Genomic DNA, 16,251 nt, shown 5'->3' on the forward strand with positions numbered 1-16,251 from the left:
AGCCGGGACCTCGCCCTGGCAGGCCTTTGCGTTTCCGTCGCGCTGGCAGGGGCGGGGACCTGGAGCGCGGATGGGTGGCTGCGCCGCGGCGCGTCGCGGTTCGCAGCCCGGCGTGACGTGATCCTCACCGTGCTGCGCCTGAGTCTGGCCTACACCCTGGTCGCATCGGCCCTGTTCGCCGGCGGCGTCCTCGATAACCACCTCAACAGCACCCTGCCGAGGTGGATGGTTCTCGGACTGGGCGTGCTTCTCGCCGCTGGGCTCGCACCGCGGTGGGCGGCGGTGTTGGTAGCCCTGTGGCTGCTTTACGTCGTGCCGGTGAACCTCTTCAGCCAGTGGTTCTTCCCGGGTCTCGACGCCGTGAAGCGGGAGATTCCGCTGCTCGTCGGCGCTACGCTCTATGCGATGGCCGGTGCCGACCGGTGGACCTGGCCCCGGCGTGGTCTCCTGGGCACATCAGGAGCCGTTCGAACGCACGGAGCTGATCCCTTTCCCGTGAAAGCTGGGCAATAGGCCGGACAGCGCGCTCCGTGATGGCCGGCCGACGGACCACATCCGGCATGGACAGGATGTGCTCCTGGATCTCGGGCGCCAACCGGAGCATCCCCATGACCTGTGTGACCCGAGCCCGGGTGATCCCTTCCCGCCGGGCAATCTCGGCCTGGTTGGCGGCGTCGCCGGACTCGACGAGGACCTGCCCGACTGCCGGAGCCGCTTCTCGGTGAAGTAGGACCGGAGCCGGGCGTTGCCCGAATGCTCCCGTAGCGCGGCCAGGACGCGCTCGGGCAGCTCGAGGACCTTGAGGACCCGGGCGAGCCGGGAGTGGTCCTCCCCCGTAGCCCGGGCGAGCGCCCGTATGCTGCGGTAGCCGTTGTCCTGCATCACCCGCCGATACCGCTCGGCGCGCTCCCAGGCGGGTTCCTCGTTCATAAGGTTCTGGTAGGCCCGCCACTCGCGGGCGTGCATGGGCCGGTCGCCGCCCGCCCCCGCACGCTGGGGCGCGTCGCCGCTGATGAGGGCCCGGCGGCGGTTCCGGTAGACTGCGAAATAGTTGTCGATTAGAATCATGGCCGGAAGACGGTCTTCAGCCTCCTCCATGTCGGGGTTCCACACCAGCGAGGTGTGGCGGTGGAGGTCGGGTATGGCAAGGGACGGCTGCTTCTGGATCCTGGGGCGGGTGGATAAGGTACTGAACGGGGCGTTCTGAAGGAGAGCTAACCTGTCCACTTCGAGCCCCCACATTCCCCTGCGCGGCGCGGATCCGGCCGCCGGGGTGCAGGACGCCGTTGACCTGCGGCTGCTGGAGAAGCTGGTGGACGCGGTCGAGCTCGTCTTCCATGGCAAGCGCGAGGTGGTCCGCCTGGCGGTCGCGGCGCTGCTCGCACGCGGGCACCTGTTGTTCGAGGATGTGCCCGGCGTGGGCAAGACGACCCTGGCGCGCACGCTCGCTGCCGGGCTCGGGCTGACGTTCCGGCGCATCCAGTTCACCAGTGACCTGCTCCCCTCGGACGCGCTGGGCGTGGCCATTTACAATCCGCACACGCGCGAGTTCGAGACGCGGCCAGGACCCATCTTCGGCAACATCATTCTCGCCGACGAGATCAATCGGGCGCCGCCGCGCACGCAGAGCGGCTTGCTGGAAGCGATGCAGGAGGGGCGGGTCACGATTGGAGACCGCACCTACGAGCTACCCCGTCCCTTCCTGGTGATGGCCACGCAGAACCCGCTCGAGCACCACGGCACGTATCCGCTGCCGGAGAGCCAGCTCGATCGCTTCCTCATGCGTCTCAGCATCGGCTACCCGGACGAGGCCGCGGAGCGGCAGATCCAGGTCGAGTCGCGGGGCACGGGGGACCCGGTCGAGGCGCTCCGGCCGATACTGGATCGGGACGATGTGATCGGGCTTCAGGAAAAGGTCGAGGAAGTACGCTCGGATCCGTCGCTGGTGGATTACGTGATGCGCATCGTGCGTGCCACGCGGAGCGACCCCCGTCTGCAGATGGGGGTGAGCCCGCGCGCAGCCATCGCCCTGTTCCGCGCGGCCCGTGCCTACGCGCTCCTGGAGGGCCGCAGCTACCTGGTGCCCGACGATGTGCGCCGCCTGGTCACCCCCTGTCTGGCTCACCGGCTGCTCCCCACCGGCGCGGCGGGCGCGACAGCGGAGGCCCACGAAGAGGCGGGGCTGATTCTCGAAGAGCTGGCGGACGCCGTCCCGGTGCCGGTCTGAGGCGAGCTGGAATGCCGGACCCGGCGCCTCCGCCGCCGCGCCCCACCTTGCGCGCCGCACTCGCCCGGCTGCGTGACCTGCTCGCCTGGCTGAGGCCGCCCCGCCGCCTGCGCTTTACCCGCGCTGGCGCCGCCTTCACGGCCGGCGCCTTCACCCTGGGCTTTGCCGCCATCAACACGGGCAACAACCTGCTCTACCTGCTACTCGGCGCGATGCTGGGAGCGATTGCGCTGAGCGGCTGGATGTCCGAGCAGGCGCTGCGCGGGCTCGAGCTGCGGCGGACGCTACCGCGCGGCGTGACGGCCGGGCGGCCGGCGCACCTGGCGTACGAGGTGCGGAACACCAAGCGGCTCATGCCCAGCTTCGCCCTCGAGCTCCTCGAGCGCGGCCTTGGCGGCCGCGCCTACGTCCCGGAAATCGCGCCGCGCGGCGCTGCGCTCGCTCGCGCCGACGTCACCTTCGCACGGCGCGGCGTCTACACGCTGGGGCGCCTCGAAATCGCCACCTCGTTCCCCTTCGGCCTGTTCGTCAAGTCCCGCGATATGGTCCTCCCGGGCGCGATCGTGGTGTGGCCGCGGACGGACCGCGAGGTACGCGAGGCGCGGCCTGGCGGCCAGCGGGCCGTGCGCTCCGGGCCTCTGCCGGCGGGCGCGGCTGGCGGGCGCAGTGAGTACCGAGGGCTGAAGGAGTACCGGCCCGGCGACGAACCGCGCGACGTCCACTGGCGCTCCAGCGCCCGCTTGGGAGAGCTGATCGTGCGCGAATACGAGCGCGACCAGGCGCACACCCTGTGGCTCTGTCTGGACCTCCGGGCTCCGCAGGGAGAGCGCGCTGAAGCCGCTGTCGAGATCGCCGCGGCGCTCGCCGCCCGCGCGGCGCGGCGCGGCGAGCGCTTCGGGCTGGCGACCGCCGACGGCGTCATCGATGTCGGGACTGGCCTGCCGCAGCTCGAGCGGGTGCTCGACGCCCTGGCACGCGCGCGCTTCCGCACCGACGCCCGCGCCCTCAACCCCCCCGCCGGCCTCGAGACCTGCGTCCTGGTCACGGCTCGAGCCGTGCCGGCCGCTGGCTTCGGCGATGTATTCTCCGCCGCCCGGGAGGCGGCATGACGATCCGCCGCCTGCACCGCCGCCTGGCCGTGCTCATGGGAGGGTGCGCTCTCGCCGCCTATATCAGCGGCCTGGGCTTCGAGCCGCCCTCCCTGCTCGCCGCCGCCGCCCTCGCCCTCGCGCTCTTCTGGCAGCCCGCCCCGGAGCTGGCCCGCAGGGCCGAAGCCGCCAGCCTCACCGCCGGCGCCCTGCTCGGCGCCCGCGTCCTCTACCACATGCTGGTGGTCTCGGAAGACCTCATGACCCCGCTCATCGACCTGCTGCTCCTCCTCCTCTGCGTCGAGGCACTCAAGCCTCTCGATGCGGGCAACGACGCCCGCCTCTATGTCCTCTCCTTCGTGCTGCTGGCGGCAGCCACCGCGTTCGCCCCGGGCGTGCTGTTCGGCATCAGCTACGTCGCCTACGTGGTCCTGGCCACTCTCGCCCTGGTGGTAGGCTTCCTCGCGCGCCAGGCTCAGCACTACCGGCTGCGCAGCGTGCGGGTCGGCCGTCGCTTCCTCTGGGCGACTGCGGGACTCTCGGCCGTAACTCTGGCCATCAGCGCCTTCGTGTTCGTCTCCTTCCCCCGTGTGCCCCGCGGCTGGGTCGGCCGCGGTGCGCCCGAGCTGGTCCTCGCCGGCTTTGCCGAGCAGGTTTCGATCGGCCGCCACGGCTCACGCATCTACGCGAACCCCGAGGTGGTGCTGCGCGTCGAGTTCCCCACAGGCCGCCCCGCCGACGTGGAACCCCTCTACTGGCGAGGCCGGTCGTATGACCACTTCGACGGCGTCGAGTGGTCTCGCTCGCCCGCGCTGGCGTCGGCGGCGGTGCCATCCCGCTGGTATACCGAGCGCTGGGAAGGCGCCATTCGCCGACAGGACATCTACGGCGCGGCGCCGGGCGCCCGTGTCCTCTTCGGGATGCACCCCGTGATCAGCGTCATCCCGCGCTCCGCCATCATGCCCTACATGGACCAGGCTGGGGACCTGAGCTACGCGGGCGGCGATACGCCCGTGTATTCGACGCTGTCCATCGACGGCTACCCGGGCGAGCATAGCCTGAGGTCCGCACCAGCCGGCTTCGCCCCGGCGCGCGACTTCTACCTGCAGCTCCCGCCCGTTTCCCCACGCGTCCGGCGCCTGGCCGATTCGCTGGTGGCCGGGGCCCCGACCCGCTACGACCAGGTGCGCGCCCTAGAAGACTGGCTGCGACGCGAGTTCCGCTACACCCGTGAACTGCCGGCGAGTGCGGGGGAAGCGACGCTGGAGTCGTTCCTCTTCCGCCGGAGGGCCGGCCATTGCGAGTATTTCTCCACGGCGCTGGTCGTGCTGCTGCGCACCCTGGGCATTCCCGCGCGCAACGTGAACGGGTTCGTGGGTGGCGACTGGAACGAGTTCGGCAGCTACCTGGCCGTGACTCAGAACAACGCGCACTCCTGGGTGGAAGTCTGGTTCACGCGCATTGGCTGGGTCCCCTTCGACGCCACGCCGCCCGCAGGCCGCGCGGCCAACGCGGCTGGCGGCCGGGATGGGCGCGCCGGCGGCATCTGGGCCGGCTGGCTGTGGGTGGATGCGCTCCAGCACCGCTGGGCCAAGTGGGTGCTTGACTACGACCTCAGCAAACAGCTCTCCTTGGTCCGCCGCACTGCCGGCGCCTTCTCGCGCCAGGCCGAGCCTGGCTCGCCTGCAGAGGAGCAGCGGCCCGCGGGGCCGGCCTCCCGGCCGTCTCCTCTGCTCCTGGCCTTGACTGCCGCAGTGCTGCTCGGCGCCATCGCCTACGGCCGCGGGCGACGGCGCCCGCCTCAGGCCGCGCGCATCTACCTCGCGCTGCGGCGAGAGTTCGAGCGAGCCGGCTTCCAGGATGCCCGCGACGCTCCGCCCCTCATCTTTCTGGATGACCTGCGCCGCCGAGCTGCCCCCGGGCTGCGCCACGCCGAAAAGGTCGTGGCCGCCTACCTGCGCATCCGCTTCGGCGGCGCCGCCCCGGAACCGGCCGTGCTCCGGCACATGGCCCTCGAGCGCGGCGCCGCGCGCGCCGCGCTGCGCGCCGCCCGGAGACCCCGCCAGCAGTCCCGCCCGCGCCCGCGCTCTTAGGATTGCTCAGCGGGCCCCTGCTGCTGCGCGCCGATTCCTTGCCAGCGCCGCGCGGCGCGGGCATCTTCCGCCCATGGCCATCCGGCGCTTCGTGATCGTAGGGCTGGGCAACTTCGGCTCGGGCCTCGTGGAAATGCTGCGCGCCCGTGGCCACGACGTCATCGCCGTGGACGTCTCCGAGGCACGCGTCGAGGCCGTACGCCGCTACGCCAGCCGCGCCGCCGTGGCGGACGCCACGGAACCGGCAGCCCTCGAGCGGCTGGGCGCCGCCGGCGCCGATGCGGGCGTGGTGAGCGTGGGCACGGACATCGCCAGCAGTGTCCTGGCCGTCATGGCGCTGGGGGACGTGGGAGTGCGCGAGATCTACGCCAAGGCCATTTCCGCCGAACACGCCAAGATCCTCGACCGGCTCGGCGTCACCGAGGTCATTCGCCCCGAACGTGAAACAGCCTTCCGCCTGGGGACCAGGCTCTCCATGCGGCTGCTCAATTACATGCCCATCGCGCCCGGGCACAGCATGCAGGAAATGCCTACGCCCGACGCCTTCATCGGGGAAACGCTGCTGGATCTGAAGCTGCCGCAGAAGTACGGGATCGCCATCGTCGCCATCCACGACGTGCTCACCGACGCGCTGCACGTCGTCCCGCCCGCGGACTACGTGCTCAAGGACTCGGATACCTTGCTTATCGTGGGAAGCGACGAGGCGCTCGGCCGGCTCAGCCGGCTCACGCCCGGTTAGGTCGGCCGCCGCTCAGACGTCGGCCAGTGGGTCCCTGGTGACCGGATGCTTCGGCCGCTCTTCCGGCGGCGGCTTCCGCAGCTTCGCCTGCGCCGGTATCCCCAGCGCCACCTCACCGGCCGCCACACCCCGCGTCGCCACCGCCAGCGCGCCCAGCATCGAGTCGCCCTCCATGTGGACGCCACCCAGCACGGTAGCATGGTACGTCACGCGCACGCCGTCGCCCAGCACGGTCACCGGATTCTCCACCTCGCGCTGGTCCGCCAGGGCATGCGTGTGGCTGTAAACGTTGGCGTAGTCCGCGATCGACACGCGGTTGCCCAACACAATGCCGCCCCGGTCATCCAGCAGCACATGCCGGTGCACGACCACGTCGTCGCCCACCTCCATGTTGTAGCCAAAGGAGAACTTCACGAAGTGGAAGCACTTGAAGTTGCGCCCGCAGCGCTTGAAAACGTGCTGCGCCAGCAGGCGCCGGAACTTCACCCCCAGATGCACGTTCTCGCCCAGCACGCTCTTGTCGAACATCTCCCACAGCCACAGCAGCGGCTTCACCCGGTAATAGCGCGCGCCGTCTACCTCGGCGTAGTACTCCGGCTCCAGCGTGATGCAGCGCGGATCCATCTGCAGCAACGCCAGGCGCGTCGCTTCCGGCAGCCCCGCCACATCCGCCTCCCGAACCTGCGGATAATAGATCTCCGTCAGCACACGCCGGCACAACTCGTTGCGGTCGCACGCCGGATCGCTCAGCTCCTCCGCCAGGCCGCCCAGCCAGCCATCGTACTCCCGCTCCGCCCACTCCGCCACCGCCACTCGCCTCAAGGGCAAAAACGCCATGCGCACCCCCTCCTTCCGGCGCCGCGGCCCCCACCGGGCCATCTGCGGGAGGCCGCAAGCTAGACCAATGACCTTCTCAGTGTCAACGCGCCACGGAACGCGCCCTCCCAGAGCCTGCGCCCCGCCCTTGACAGCGGCGGGGCGCTCGCGTATATAGCCATGCGATTGAGAATCAATCTCAACTAGCTACGCCCGCTGCCAGCTAGGAAGAATGGCGGGCGCGGTGTCGGGGATCAACCTCCTTTGAAGACCATGGCCCTTTCAGCGGGGAGGCGAAGACTCATGCAAACGACGGCGGGTGTGTTGTGCCCGCGGCGGTGCCGCGGCGTGGCCGATGTAGCCGGGCTGGTGTGCTCGTTTCTCCTTCTTCTCTGGCCGGCGGAGTTGGGGGCGCAGGGGCATTCCGTGCGGGGTGTGGTCCAGGTAGAGGGCAGCGGCGAGCCGGTAGTGGCCGCCGTGGTAGAGGTGGTGGAGCTGGGGGCCTCCACGTCCACTGATGGGGAGGGAGCCTTTGTGCTGTCGGGCCTCCCCGCGGGGGCCTACACGCTCAAGGTGTCGGCTCTGGGCTTTGGGGCGTGGAGTGGCCCGCTGACGCTGGGGAGCGGTTCCGGGGGGGTAGTGGAGGTTGCCCTGGCGCTGGCTCCTATCCAGATCCCCCGGATCACGGTGCTGCTGGGTCGCACGCGGCTTCTCGGTGATCCCCGGCGGATCGACCGCATCCCGGGTTCGGCGCATTACCTGGGTCCTGAAGAGTTGGAGGGGTACAGGCTGGCCTACGATGACGTGCACGCCGTGCTCCGGCGCGTGCCCGGGGTGTTGCTTCAGGAGGAGGACGGGTACGGTCTTCGGCCCAACATCGGGATGCGGGGCACGGGTTCGGACCGGAGCTCCAAGATCGCGGTAATGGAGGATGGAGTGCTGATTGCCCCGGCGCCGTATGCGGCGCCGGCCGCGTACTACTTTCCTGTAGTGGGACGCATGGAAGCGGTCGAGGTGCGCAAGGGTTCGAGTCAGATCAAGTACGGCCCCACCACGATTGGGGGGGCGCTGAACCTGGTTTCGACCTCTATCCCGTATGATCTGAAGGCCTCGGCGGAGGCGGCCGGTGGAGAAGACGCGACGCGCAAGGTTCGGTTGAAGGTGGGCGATTCGTACCGGAACATGGGGTGGCTTTTCGAGTCCTACAACCTCCGGACGAACGGCTTCAAGCATCTGGATGGCGGCGGGGACACCGGTTTCGACGTGCAGGATTATGTGGCCAAGTTGCGAGTGAACACGGATACCCTGCGGCCGGTCTATCAGGAGCTGGAGCTCAAGGCGGGTTGGACCGACCATGTTTCCAACGAGACGTATCTGGGTCTGACGGAGGCTGACTTCCGCGTTTCCCCTTACCGCCGCTACGCCGCCTCGCAGCGTGACCTGATGGAGGCTGAGCACCGGCAGGTGCAGCTCCGTTATTTCCTGCGCCGGCCCGGCGCGTTCGACGTGACGGCCACCCTCTACCGCAACGATTTCCAGCGGAACTGGTACAAGCTGCAGAATGTGGCCGGCCGGGGCATGGCCGCTGTCCTGGAGAGCCCGGACCGCTACCCCGCCGAGCTGGCGATCCTGCGGGGGGCCGACAGTCGGCCGGGTGCGCTCGTGGTGCGGGCGAACAATCGGGAGTACTATGCCCGGGGAGTCCAGACCGTGATGGGGCTGCGCCTGGCTAGCGAGGGCGCCATCCACGACCTCGAGACGGGCGTACGCTACCACCAGGACTCGGAGGACCGCTTCCAGCATGAGGACGCCTTCCAGATGAGTAGCGGCCGCATGCTCCTCACTCGGGCGGGCGCGCCGGGAAGCCAGAGCAACGGCGTGAGCGAAGCGAACGCCTGGGCTTTCTTCCTGCAGGACCAGATCACCTTCGGCCACTGGGGGATCACGCCCGGCCTGCGCTACGAGAGTATCGAGTTCTCCCGGACCGATTACGCCAGGGACGACCCGGGCCGCACCCGCCCGGCGGTGCGGCGGAACGCTTCCCAGGTGCTTATCCCTGGCCTGGGCGTCAGCTACGCCCCCCTGGCGCCGGTCACGCTCTTCGCCGGCGTGCACAAGGGGTTCGCGCCCCCCGGCCCCGGGGCCGATGAGGCCACCCGGCCGGAGGAGAGCATCAACTACGAGCTGGGCATGCGGCTGCGGCGGCCTGGGCTTCACCTGGAGGCCATCGGATTTGTCAGTGACTACAGCAACATCCTGGGGAAGGCGACCCTGTCTGTGGGCGAGAGCGGGACGGGCGACCTCTTCAACGGCGGCGCCGTCGACATACACGGCTTCGAGCTGTCGGCCGCGTACGACCTGGCGCGCGGCGGCGGTGCCGGACTCGAGCTCCCCCTCCGGCTGGCCTATTCGTACACCCGGGCGGAGTTCAGGACGTCGTTCCAGAGCGAGTTCGAGCCCTGGGGCATGGTTCGCGCCGGCGATCTGCTCCCCTACCTGCCGGCGCATCAGCTCCAGGCGAGCCTGGCCCTCGAGTACCTGCCCTGGGCGGTTCGCCTCGAGGGAAGCTACACCAGCCGCGCGCGCACCGTCGCCGGGCGGGGTCCGATTCCACCGGGGCAGGGGACGGACGCGGACCTGGTGGTCAACCTGAGCGGCGACTACAGGGTAGTACCGTGGGGGACCGTGTACGCGGCCGTGCAGAACCTGACGGACGCCACCTACGTGGCGGCGCGCCGGCCGGCAGGCGCGCGTCCCGGGCTGCCCCGTACCATCGTGGCCGGCGTGCGGCTCAACCGCTGAAGGCGGCGGCGGCAAGCCGAGTCATGTTGCGGAGGCCCCATGCAGGATGTCACCAGGAAGCGGCTGTGGCGCAAGCTGGAGGCGCTGCCCGACGAGCAGCTCTACCAGGTGCTGGACTACATCGAGTTCCTGCAGTCCAGGTACGCGCCCGATCGCGCCCCTGAGCCCACCGGGTTCCAGCGCTTTGCCGAGCGTTTCGAGGATCGCCTGCGCGCTCGCGCGCTGCTGCCGCGGGCGATGAGCGGGGCCATGAAGCTGCTGGGCGCAACCGGCCACATGCTGGAAGGTGTCGCGGAGGTGGGGCGACATTTGCTCTCCCCTGGGGGCGCCGGTGCCGGGCAGGGCGCGCCCTCGGCGACTCGGGCGCCGGCCCGCGAACCCGCCGCGAGTACTCCCGTCCAGCAGGCGGCTCCGCCCGATGCGGGTCCGGCGCCGGCAGGAGACGGAGGCGAAGACCGGGCCGTGAGCGGGGCCGGCTAGCGGATGGCGGCGCGCTTCAGGCGATGGGGGCATCGCAGCGCGCGCGGCGTCGTTATCCCCCTGCTCCGGCAGCTCCCGGCGTTCCTCAAGCTGCTATACCGGCTGTTCCGCGACCGCCGCGTGTCCCCCTGGGATAAGGCCCTGGTCGCCGCCGTCATTGCCTACATCCTCACACCTGCGGACCTGCTTCCCGACATCCTCTTCCCCCTCGGCTTCGTGGACGACCTCTATCTGCTCGGCCTCGCCCTCGACCGCCTCCTCGCCGGCGCCGGACGCCGTGTGCTTCTGGACCACTGGGAGGGCTCCCCGCGGAGCCTCCGCCTGCTCGTCCAGGAGCTGGACCAGATCGGGGCGCTCTTGCCCCGCCCCGTGCGGCGGCTGCTTCGCGGCCGCCTCCGGCCCTGAGCCAGCTCGCCTGCCTCTTGGAGGCTGAGTTCGAACGAGAGAGGGTGGGTCAGGATGTCCCCGGGCTTGACACAAATGCCCCCCTGCCCCCTGCCCTCCCGGGGACGCTTGACAGGCGGCGTCGCCGCGCGGTATCCTTGGTCATGGGAGGACGATCCTGCGCAGCCGCAACGCAAGCGACGCCCGCGGGCTGCAGCGCGTTCAGACGCGCTCCGTGCCGGCGGGTGTTCTGCATCTGCCCGCCAAGCCGATGATCGATCCCGAGCGCCACCCGAGATTGCTGGGCGAGGGGCTGACGTTCGACGACGTGCTGCTGGTCCCCGACTACTCCGACGTGCACCCTCGCGATACCGATGTCAGCACCCGTCTCACCAACTCGATCACGTTGGGCATCCCGCTGGTCTCCGCGGCCATGGATACGGTGACCGAATCCCGCATGGCGATCGCCATGGCGCGGGAGGGCGGACTGGGCGTGATCCACAAGAACATGCCCATCGAGCGACAGGCGGCGGAGGTGGATCGGGTCAAGCGCTCCGAGAGCGGCATGATTCTGAATCCCATCACGCTGCCGCCCGACCGCCCGCTCGCCGACGCGCTGCGGCTGATGGAGGAGTTCTCGATCAGTGGCGTGCCGGTGGTGGACGAGGCGGGACATCTGATCGGCATTATCACCAACCGGGACCTGCAGTTCGAGACGGACCTGAGCCGGCCGATAGGCGCGGTCATGACGCGCGAGGGGCTGATCACGGCGCCCATGGGCACGTCGCTCGAGGAGGCGCAGCAGATCCTGCATCGCCACCGTATCGAGAAGCTTCCGGTGGTGGACGCGGAGAACCGGCTGCGTGGGCTGATCACGGTCAAGGACATCTTCAAGCGGCGGCAGCATCCGAACGCATCCAAAGACCGGCACGGCCGGCTGCGGGCCGGGGCGGCGATGGGCACGGCGCCACAGGATCTGGATCGGGCGGCCGAGCTTCTGGCAGCGGGGTGTGACGTACTGGTGATCGATACGGCGCACGGGCATTCCGAGGGTGTGCTGACGGCGCTGGCCCGGACGCGGGAGCGGTTCCCGGACGCGCAGATCATTGCCGGCAACGTGGGCACGGCGGCCGGCGCCCGCGCTCTCGTGGAACGGGGGGCTGACGCGGTCAAGGTGGGTATCGGCCCGGGCAGTATCTGCACCACTCGCGTCGTCACCGGGGTGGGCGTGCCGCAGCTCACCGCCATCGTGGAGGCGGTGGGTGGTGTGGAAGGACGGGTTCCGATCATTGCGGACGGGGGGATCCGCTTCTCTGGCGACATCGTGAAAGCCCTGGCTGCAGGCGCCCAGGCGGTCATGATGGGGTCGCTCCTGGCCGGCACCGAGGAAAGTCCCGGGGAAAGCTTCCTGCTCGAGGGCCGCCGTTACAAGACGGTGCGCGGCATGGGCTCCCTCGCCGCCATGGAGCAAGGATCGGCTGACCGTTACTTCCAGGAGGAGGCCGCCGCGGGGCGCAAGTTCGTGCCCGAGGGGATCGAGGGGCGCGTGCCCTACACCGGTCCGGCTGCGGATATCATCTTCCAACTCGTGGGCGGGATCCGCAGCGGCCTGGGCTACTGCGGCTGCAAGGACACGGAGGCGCTGCGTACACGCGCGCGCTTCCTGCGCATAACGGGAGGCGGGCTGCGCGAGTCGCACCCCCACGACGTCGCCATCACGCGCGAGGCGCCCAACTACCACCTCTGAGCTGCAGCACTGCCACTGCCGGGCACACTCCTTGCCCCGCTGCCCGGCACCTGAAACACGAGCGGACCCATGCCTCCCAACCGGCCATGATCTCCAGTGAAGACATCCAGCGGTTGATCCGGCGCGACGCCAACGAGGAGCCGGTGCTCTCGGTGTTCCTGGACATGCAGGTGAACTCGGAGAACAAGCGGACGTACTCCGTATTCCTCCATCAGGAGCGGGCTCGGCACGCGGGCTCGGGCAGCCGGCGGGAAGAGATGAGTGCCGCCTTCGGGCGCATCGAAGGCTGGCTGGCGGACGAGTTCCAGGCGACGAACAAGGGTGTGGCGGTCTACACGCAAGTGGGCGGCGAGTGGCTGGAGGGCCTGCAGTTCCCGGTACCGGTCCAGAACCGCACGGTGCTGGCCGACCGTCCGGTGATCACGCCGCTCGCCCAGATCCTGGAGAGCTACCACCACTACGGCGTGATTCTGGTGGATCGGGAGCATCTCCGCATGACCAGTGTTTACCTGGGCGAGCCGGTGCACGAGCACGAGGTGCGCACTTCGCCCTACCCCACGCCCCACGACGTGCAGCGCGGCGGGTACTCGGCGATTGACTTCCAGAAGCGGAAGGCGGAGGAAGTACGTCATTTCTTCAAGGAATTCGCTCTCGAGGTAAGCGAATTCGACTGCCGCTACGCCCCCGACACGCTGGTCCTGTCGGGCACGGACGAGAACGTGAAAAACTTCCTGGAGTTCCTGCCTGCACCCGTGCGCGAGAAGGTGGGCCATACCGCGCATGCGCCGGTGGACGCGTCCGCTGCGGAGGTGCTGGAGCGGCTGGCCCCTTACTTTGGGGAGCAGCTCGAGCGCGACGAGGCGCTGGCGATCGACCTGCTGCGCGATCGCGTACGGAACCGCCACCTGGCCGTGGCCGGTTTCCAGGACACGCTGGAGCAGTTGCAGGAGGCAAAAGTCGACACCCTGGTGATCGCCCGCGACATCGAGCGCCTGGGCGCCCGCTGCTGCCGCTGCGGCTTCTATCTGGACCGGCAGGCCTCTGCTTGCCCGTACTGTGGCGGGGAGACTGCCCAGGGCGTGGACCTGGTCGAGGCCATGGTCCGCATCGCCGAGGAGCAAGACGTGCCGCTGCGCTTCGTGAGCCCCGCGACCGTCGCGGACCTGCACGGTGTGGGCGGACTGCTCAAGTTCTGAGGGCCGAACACTGCCTGCGGCACCGGAGCTGGCGGGCGCTGCTGCGGACGCGCTGCGCGCCCGCTTGACACGTTTCCAGCCTTCGGTCTATCTTCGCATCGCTTTCCTGCGACTTCGCCTGACCGAGAGGGAGCGGATCGCCGCGAAACCGTGCGACCACTTTCGGCACTAGAACCTGGTGAGCACGGGGAGCTGCGGGCGCGGCTCGGCTCACTGAGCGGCGTACGCCGGGTATTGCTGGATCCGGCCGCCGCCGGAGTGTGGCTGCTGTGTGACCCGAACGCCGAGAAGGTCCCGCTCGAGGCCGAGGTGAGCCGCATCCTGCTTTCCCTGGACGTAGATCCTGCCGCCGCCGACCTCGAGTTTCTTGTCGCTGCCGCGGTGCGCACGCGCCGGCAGCGCGTGAGATTCGTCGGCGTCAAGCGCACCCTCGAGGAGGAAGGCCGGCGCTGCCGCATGCGCGTTGCTCTGGAGTGGAACGGCACGATCTTCGGCGGGGAGGCGACGGGGGAGGCTGGTCCGCTGCAGGAGCTGCGGGCCGCGGCGGCTGCGGCGCTGGTGGCCGTGCAGCAAGTGGCGGGCGGCGAACCGGCCGTTCGCCTCACGGGAGTGAAGCAGATACGGGCCTTCGATAGCGACCTCGTGCTCGTCTCGCTGTTCCACTCCGCGGCGCCGCCTGAACGTCTGGTGGGCACCGTGATGGTGGCCGGCGACCCGGTCCGCGCCGCGGCGCTCGCGGTGCTGAGCGCGTTGAACCGCCTTCTCGGCAACTACCTGCGTACCACGGATTGAAGGGCATGGGCGCGCGACGAATGACTCAGCTCCTGTGGCTGCTCGCCGCCGTCGGCTCGAACGCCTGCGCCCTGGCGGGACGCCGTTCGCCGCCACCGCCCGAACCTTGGAGCGACACCGAGGAACTCGCCTTCCTCGCGGATGAGGCCGAAGCCGCCACGGCCGCCGCCGAGGCCGATGCCGTGGTCGAGGACAACGGCCTGCGCGACCTGGGGATCGACCCTGGCGATTTCGATCTCCCGGTCCACGTCAACGAGCGGGTCCACTTCTGGATGAGCCATTTCCAGCGCCACAGTGATCGCTTCGCGCTCCATCTCTCCCGCAAAGGACGGTACGAGACCTTGATCCGCGAGCGGCTGCGGGCGCGGGGGATGCCGGAGGATCTGCTCTACCTCGCGCTGATCGAGAGTGGGTTCTCGCCTCGAGCTTACTCCCGGGCGCACGCCGTCGGGATCTGGCAGTTCGTGGCGGAGACCGCGCGGCGCTATGGCCTCGAGGTGACGTCGTACCTGGACGAGCGGCGTGATCCCATCAAGTCGACGGAAGCAGCATTAGACTATTTGCAGGCGCTGTACGCGCAGTTCGGTAGCTGGTATCTGGCTGCGGCGGCGTACAACACGGGGGAAAACCGCGTGGAGCGGATCCTGCGTGAGCAGGCGGGAGGCACGCGCGGGCACGACTCGCTGTTCTGGAGGATCGACCAGTTCCTGCCTCAGGAAACGCGCAACTACGTGCCGCGCCTGCTCAGCGCCCTCATCCTGGCCAAGTACCCTGATCGCTTCGGCTTCGGGCAGGTGCAGCCCCAGCCGCCCGAGGCCTTCGAGATGGTGACCGTGCCTGACGCCACCGATCTTGAAGTCGTGGCCCAGGCCGCGGGCGTTACCCTGGCCGAAATCGAGCGCCTCAACCCGCAATTTCCCCGGGGAATCACGCCGCCAGGCCGCGCCGTTCCGGTGCGGGTGCCGGTTGGGCGGGCCGAGAGCTTTGCCGCCGCATTCGCCCGCGTCCCGCCCGAGCAGCGCCTGCGCACCCTGGAGCACGTAGTGCGCAAAGGCGAGACCCTCTCCCAGATCGCCCTGCGCTACGGGACTACCGTGGCCGCCATACAGGAGGCCAATCGTATCCGCGACCCTCACAGCATCACCGTGGGGCGCCGACTGACCATCTCCCGCCGCCGGACCGGGGATTCCGCTGCCGGCACGGCCGCCGCCCCCGAACCCTCGACTCCCATGGAAGCCCCACCGGCAAAAGCTGGTGGCTCCCGCAGCACGGTATACGAAGTACGCGCCGGTGACAGCCTCTGGGGAATAGCCCGGAAGTACAACATCAACGTGGCCGACCTGCGCCGCTGGAACGACCTGCCCCCGGGCGGGAGAATCCTCCCCGGCCAAAAGCTCCTGCTCCGCCTCGAAACCAGCATCCTCGTCTATCACGTCCAGCCAGGTGATACGCTCTGGGGCATCGCGCGCCAGTACGGCACGACCGCCAACCGCCTCCGGGAGTGGAACCGCCTACGGGAGGACGCTGTGCTCCGCCCCGGCGACCGCATCGAAGTCCCCCTCGAGCGCTGAGACATTCCTGGCGCGTCCCGCGATCGGCTGGCGCGGCTCCTGCGTTGCCCGCCGGATGGCCAGGCTGAGGTGGGAGCGTGCGCTGCATTGGGTCAGGGTAGTCTACCCGCAATACGAGCAGTCCCAGCGTTACGCGGGGCAGGTGGGTGAGGTCGTAGGCCACTGGGGGCCGGAGAACAGTGCAGGCGGCCGGGCGGAGCTTGGGCTGCCGCCGCCTTCTAATCCTGTCCGGCCAGCACAGCGCGATCGTAGCCGTTGGCCGGGTCGCCGCCGAAGCGCCGGATCGAGTCCACGGTGGCGGGGCCGCGGTTGTAGG

The 16,251-nt window shown here is 69.6% G+C and carries 14 protein-coding genes; 13 read left to right on the forward strand and 1 reads right to left on the reverse strand.

What is annotated here, in order from left to right; genetic code table 11:
• The first annotated feature begins 117 nt into the window (after positions 1-117).
• The 6 genes from HY703_08125 (at position 118) to HY703_08150 (ending at position 6,147) form a co-directional block, all read left to right on the forward strand.
• Entirely contained in the window at positions 118-513 is a 396-nt protein-coding gene (locus HY703_08125) for a hypothetical protein (protein MBI4545145.1), read from the forward strand.
• A 58-nt stretch (positions 514-571) separates the two neighbouring features.
• Positions 572-730: a hypothetical protein gene (locus tag HY703_08130; protein MBI4545146.1), complete on the forward strand. Its 159-nt coding sequence runs from the start codon at positions 572-574 to the stop codon at positions 728-730.
• Positions 731-1,240: 510 nt separating this feature from the next.
• Positions 1,241-2,227, forward strand: coding sequence for a MoxR family ATPase (locus HY703_08135; GenBank protein ID MBI4545147.1), 987 nt, complete (start codon positions 1,241-1,243; stop codon positions 2,225-2,227).
• 11 nt (positions 2,228-2,238) lie between these two features.
• Positions 2,239-3,336: a DUF58 domain-containing protein gene (locus HY703_08140; protein ID MBI4545148.1), complete on the forward strand. Its 1,098-nt coding sequence runs from the start codon at positions 2,239-2,241 to the stop codon at positions 3,334-3,336.
• On the forward strand, positions 3,333-5,408 hold the full coding sequence (locus tag HY703_08145) for a DUF3488 domain-containing protein (protein ID MBI4545149.1): 2,076 nt from the start codon (positions 3,333-3,335) through the stop codon (positions 5,406-5,408). The genes HY703_08140 and HY703_08145 overlap by 4 nt, the downstream gene beginning before the upstream one ends.
• 73 nt (positions 5,409-5,481) lie before the next feature.
• The gene (locus HY703_08150) at positions 5,482-6,147 is read left to right on the forward strand and encodes a TrkA family potassium uptake protein (GenBank protein MBI4545150.1); all 666 of its coding nucleotides are present in this window, start codon (positions 5,482-5,484) and stop codon (positions 6,145-6,147) included.
• A gap of 12 nt (positions 6,148-6,159) precedes the next feature.
• Here HY703_08150 and HY703_08155 read toward each other — a convergent pair whose 3' ends face one another.
• Positions 6,160-6,990 carry an acyltransferase gene (locus tag HY703_08155; GenBank protein MBI4545151.1) on the reverse strand — a complete coding sequence of 277 codons (831 nt, stop codon included), beginning with the start codon at positions 6,988-6,990 and terminating at the stop codon, positions 6,160-6,162.
• 276 nt (positions 6,991-7,266) lie between these two features.
• Between HY703_08155 and HY703_08160 the strand changes: the two genes are divergently transcribed.
• The 7 genes from HY703_08160 to HY703_08190 all read left to right on the forward strand — a co-directional run bounded on the left by HY703_08160 (position 7,267) and on the right by HY703_08190 (position 15,935).
• Complete coding sequence (locus HY703_08160) at positions 7,267-9,765, forward strand: TonB-dependent receptor (GenBank protein MBI4545152.1); 2,499 nt, start codon at positions 7,267-7,269, stop codon at positions 9,763-9,765.
• A 39-nt stretch (positions 9,766-9,804) separates the two neighbouring features.
• On the forward strand, positions 9,805-10,245 hold the full coding sequence (locus HY703_08165) for a DUF2281 domain-containing protein (protein ID MBI4545153.1): 441 nt from the start codon (positions 9,805-9,807) through the stop codon (positions 10,243-10,245).
• 3 nt (positions 10,246-10,248) lie between these two features.
• Entirely contained in the window at positions 10,249-10,650 is a 402-nt protein-coding gene (locus HY703_08170; protein MBI4545154.1) for a DUF1232 domain-containing protein, read from the forward strand.
• A 250-nt stretch (positions 10,651-10,900) separates the two neighbouring features.
• A complete protein-coding gene (gene guaB, locus HY703_08175; protein MBI4545155.1) occupies positions 10,901-12,376 on the forward strand; it encodes an IMP dehydrogenase in 1,476 nt (491 codons plus the stop codon).
• An 86-nt stretch (positions 12,377-12,462) separates the two neighbouring features.
• Positions 12,463-13,572 (forward strand): hypothetical protein, encoded by a 1,110-nt coding sequence (locus tag HY703_08180; GenBank protein MBI4545156.1) that lies wholly within the window; start codon positions 12,463-12,465, stop codon positions 13,570-13,572.
• Between the two features lie 150 nt (positions 13,573-13,722).
• Positions 13,723-14,364, forward strand: coding sequence for a hypothetical protein (locus HY703_08185; protein ID MBI4545157.1), 642 nt, complete (start codon positions 13,723-13,725; stop codon positions 14,362-14,364).
• A 20-nt stretch (positions 14,365-14,384) separates the two neighbouring features.
• The gene (locus HY703_08190) at positions 14,385-15,935 is read left to right on the forward strand and encodes a LysM peptidoglycan-binding domain-containing protein (GenBank protein MBI4545158.1); all 1,551 of its coding nucleotides are present in this window, start codon (positions 14,385-14,387) and stop codon (positions 15,933-15,935) included.
• Positions 15,936-16,251: the final 316 nt, after the last annotated feature.

Source organism: Gemmatimonadota bacterium (genome assembly GCA_016209965.1).
GTDB lineage: Bacteria > Gemmatimonadota > Gemmatimonadetes > Longimicrobiales > RSA9 > JACQVE01.

What these genes read in the sequence shown, in the direction of transcription:
- HY703_08140 (MBI4545148.1), top strand. Translation starts at nt 2,239, where the DNA reads ATGCCGGACCCGGCGCCTCCGCCGCCGCGCCCCACCTTGCGCGCCGCA.
- HY703_08145 (MBI4545149.1), top strand. Translation starts at nt 3,333, where the DNA reads ATGACGATCCGCCGCCTGCACCGCCGCCTGGCCGTGCTCATGGGAGGG.
- HY703_08150 (MBI4545150.1), top strand. Translation starts at nt 5,482, where the DNA reads ATGGCCATCCGGCGCTTCGTGATCGTAGGGCTGGGCAACTTCGGCTCG.
- HY703_08160 (MBI4545152.1), top strand. Translation starts at nt 7,267, where the DNA reads ATGCAAACGACGGCGGGTGTGTTGTGCCCGCGGCGGTGCCGCGGCGTG.
- HY703_08165 (MBI4545153.1), top strand. Translation starts at nt 9,805, where the DNA reads ATGCAGGATGTCACCAGGAAGCGGCTGTGGCGCAAGCTGGAGGCGCTG.
- HY703_08170 (MBI4545154.1), top strand. Translation starts at nt 10,249, where the DNA reads ATGGCGGCGCGCTTCAGGCGATGGGGGCATCGCAGCGCGCGCGGCGTC.
- guaB (MBI4545155.1), top strand. Translation starts at nt 10,901, where the DNA reads ATGATCGATCCCGAGCGCCACCCGAGATTGCTGGGCGAGGGGCTGACG.
- HY703_08180 (MBI4545156.1), top strand. Translation starts at nt 12,463, where the DNA reads ATGATCTCCAGTGAAGACATCCAGCGGTTGATCCGGCGCGACGCCAAC.
- HY703_08190 (MBI4545158.1), top strand. Translation starts at nt 14,385, where the DNA reads ATGACTCAGCTCCTGTGGCTGCTCGCCGCCGTCGGCTCGAACGCCTGC.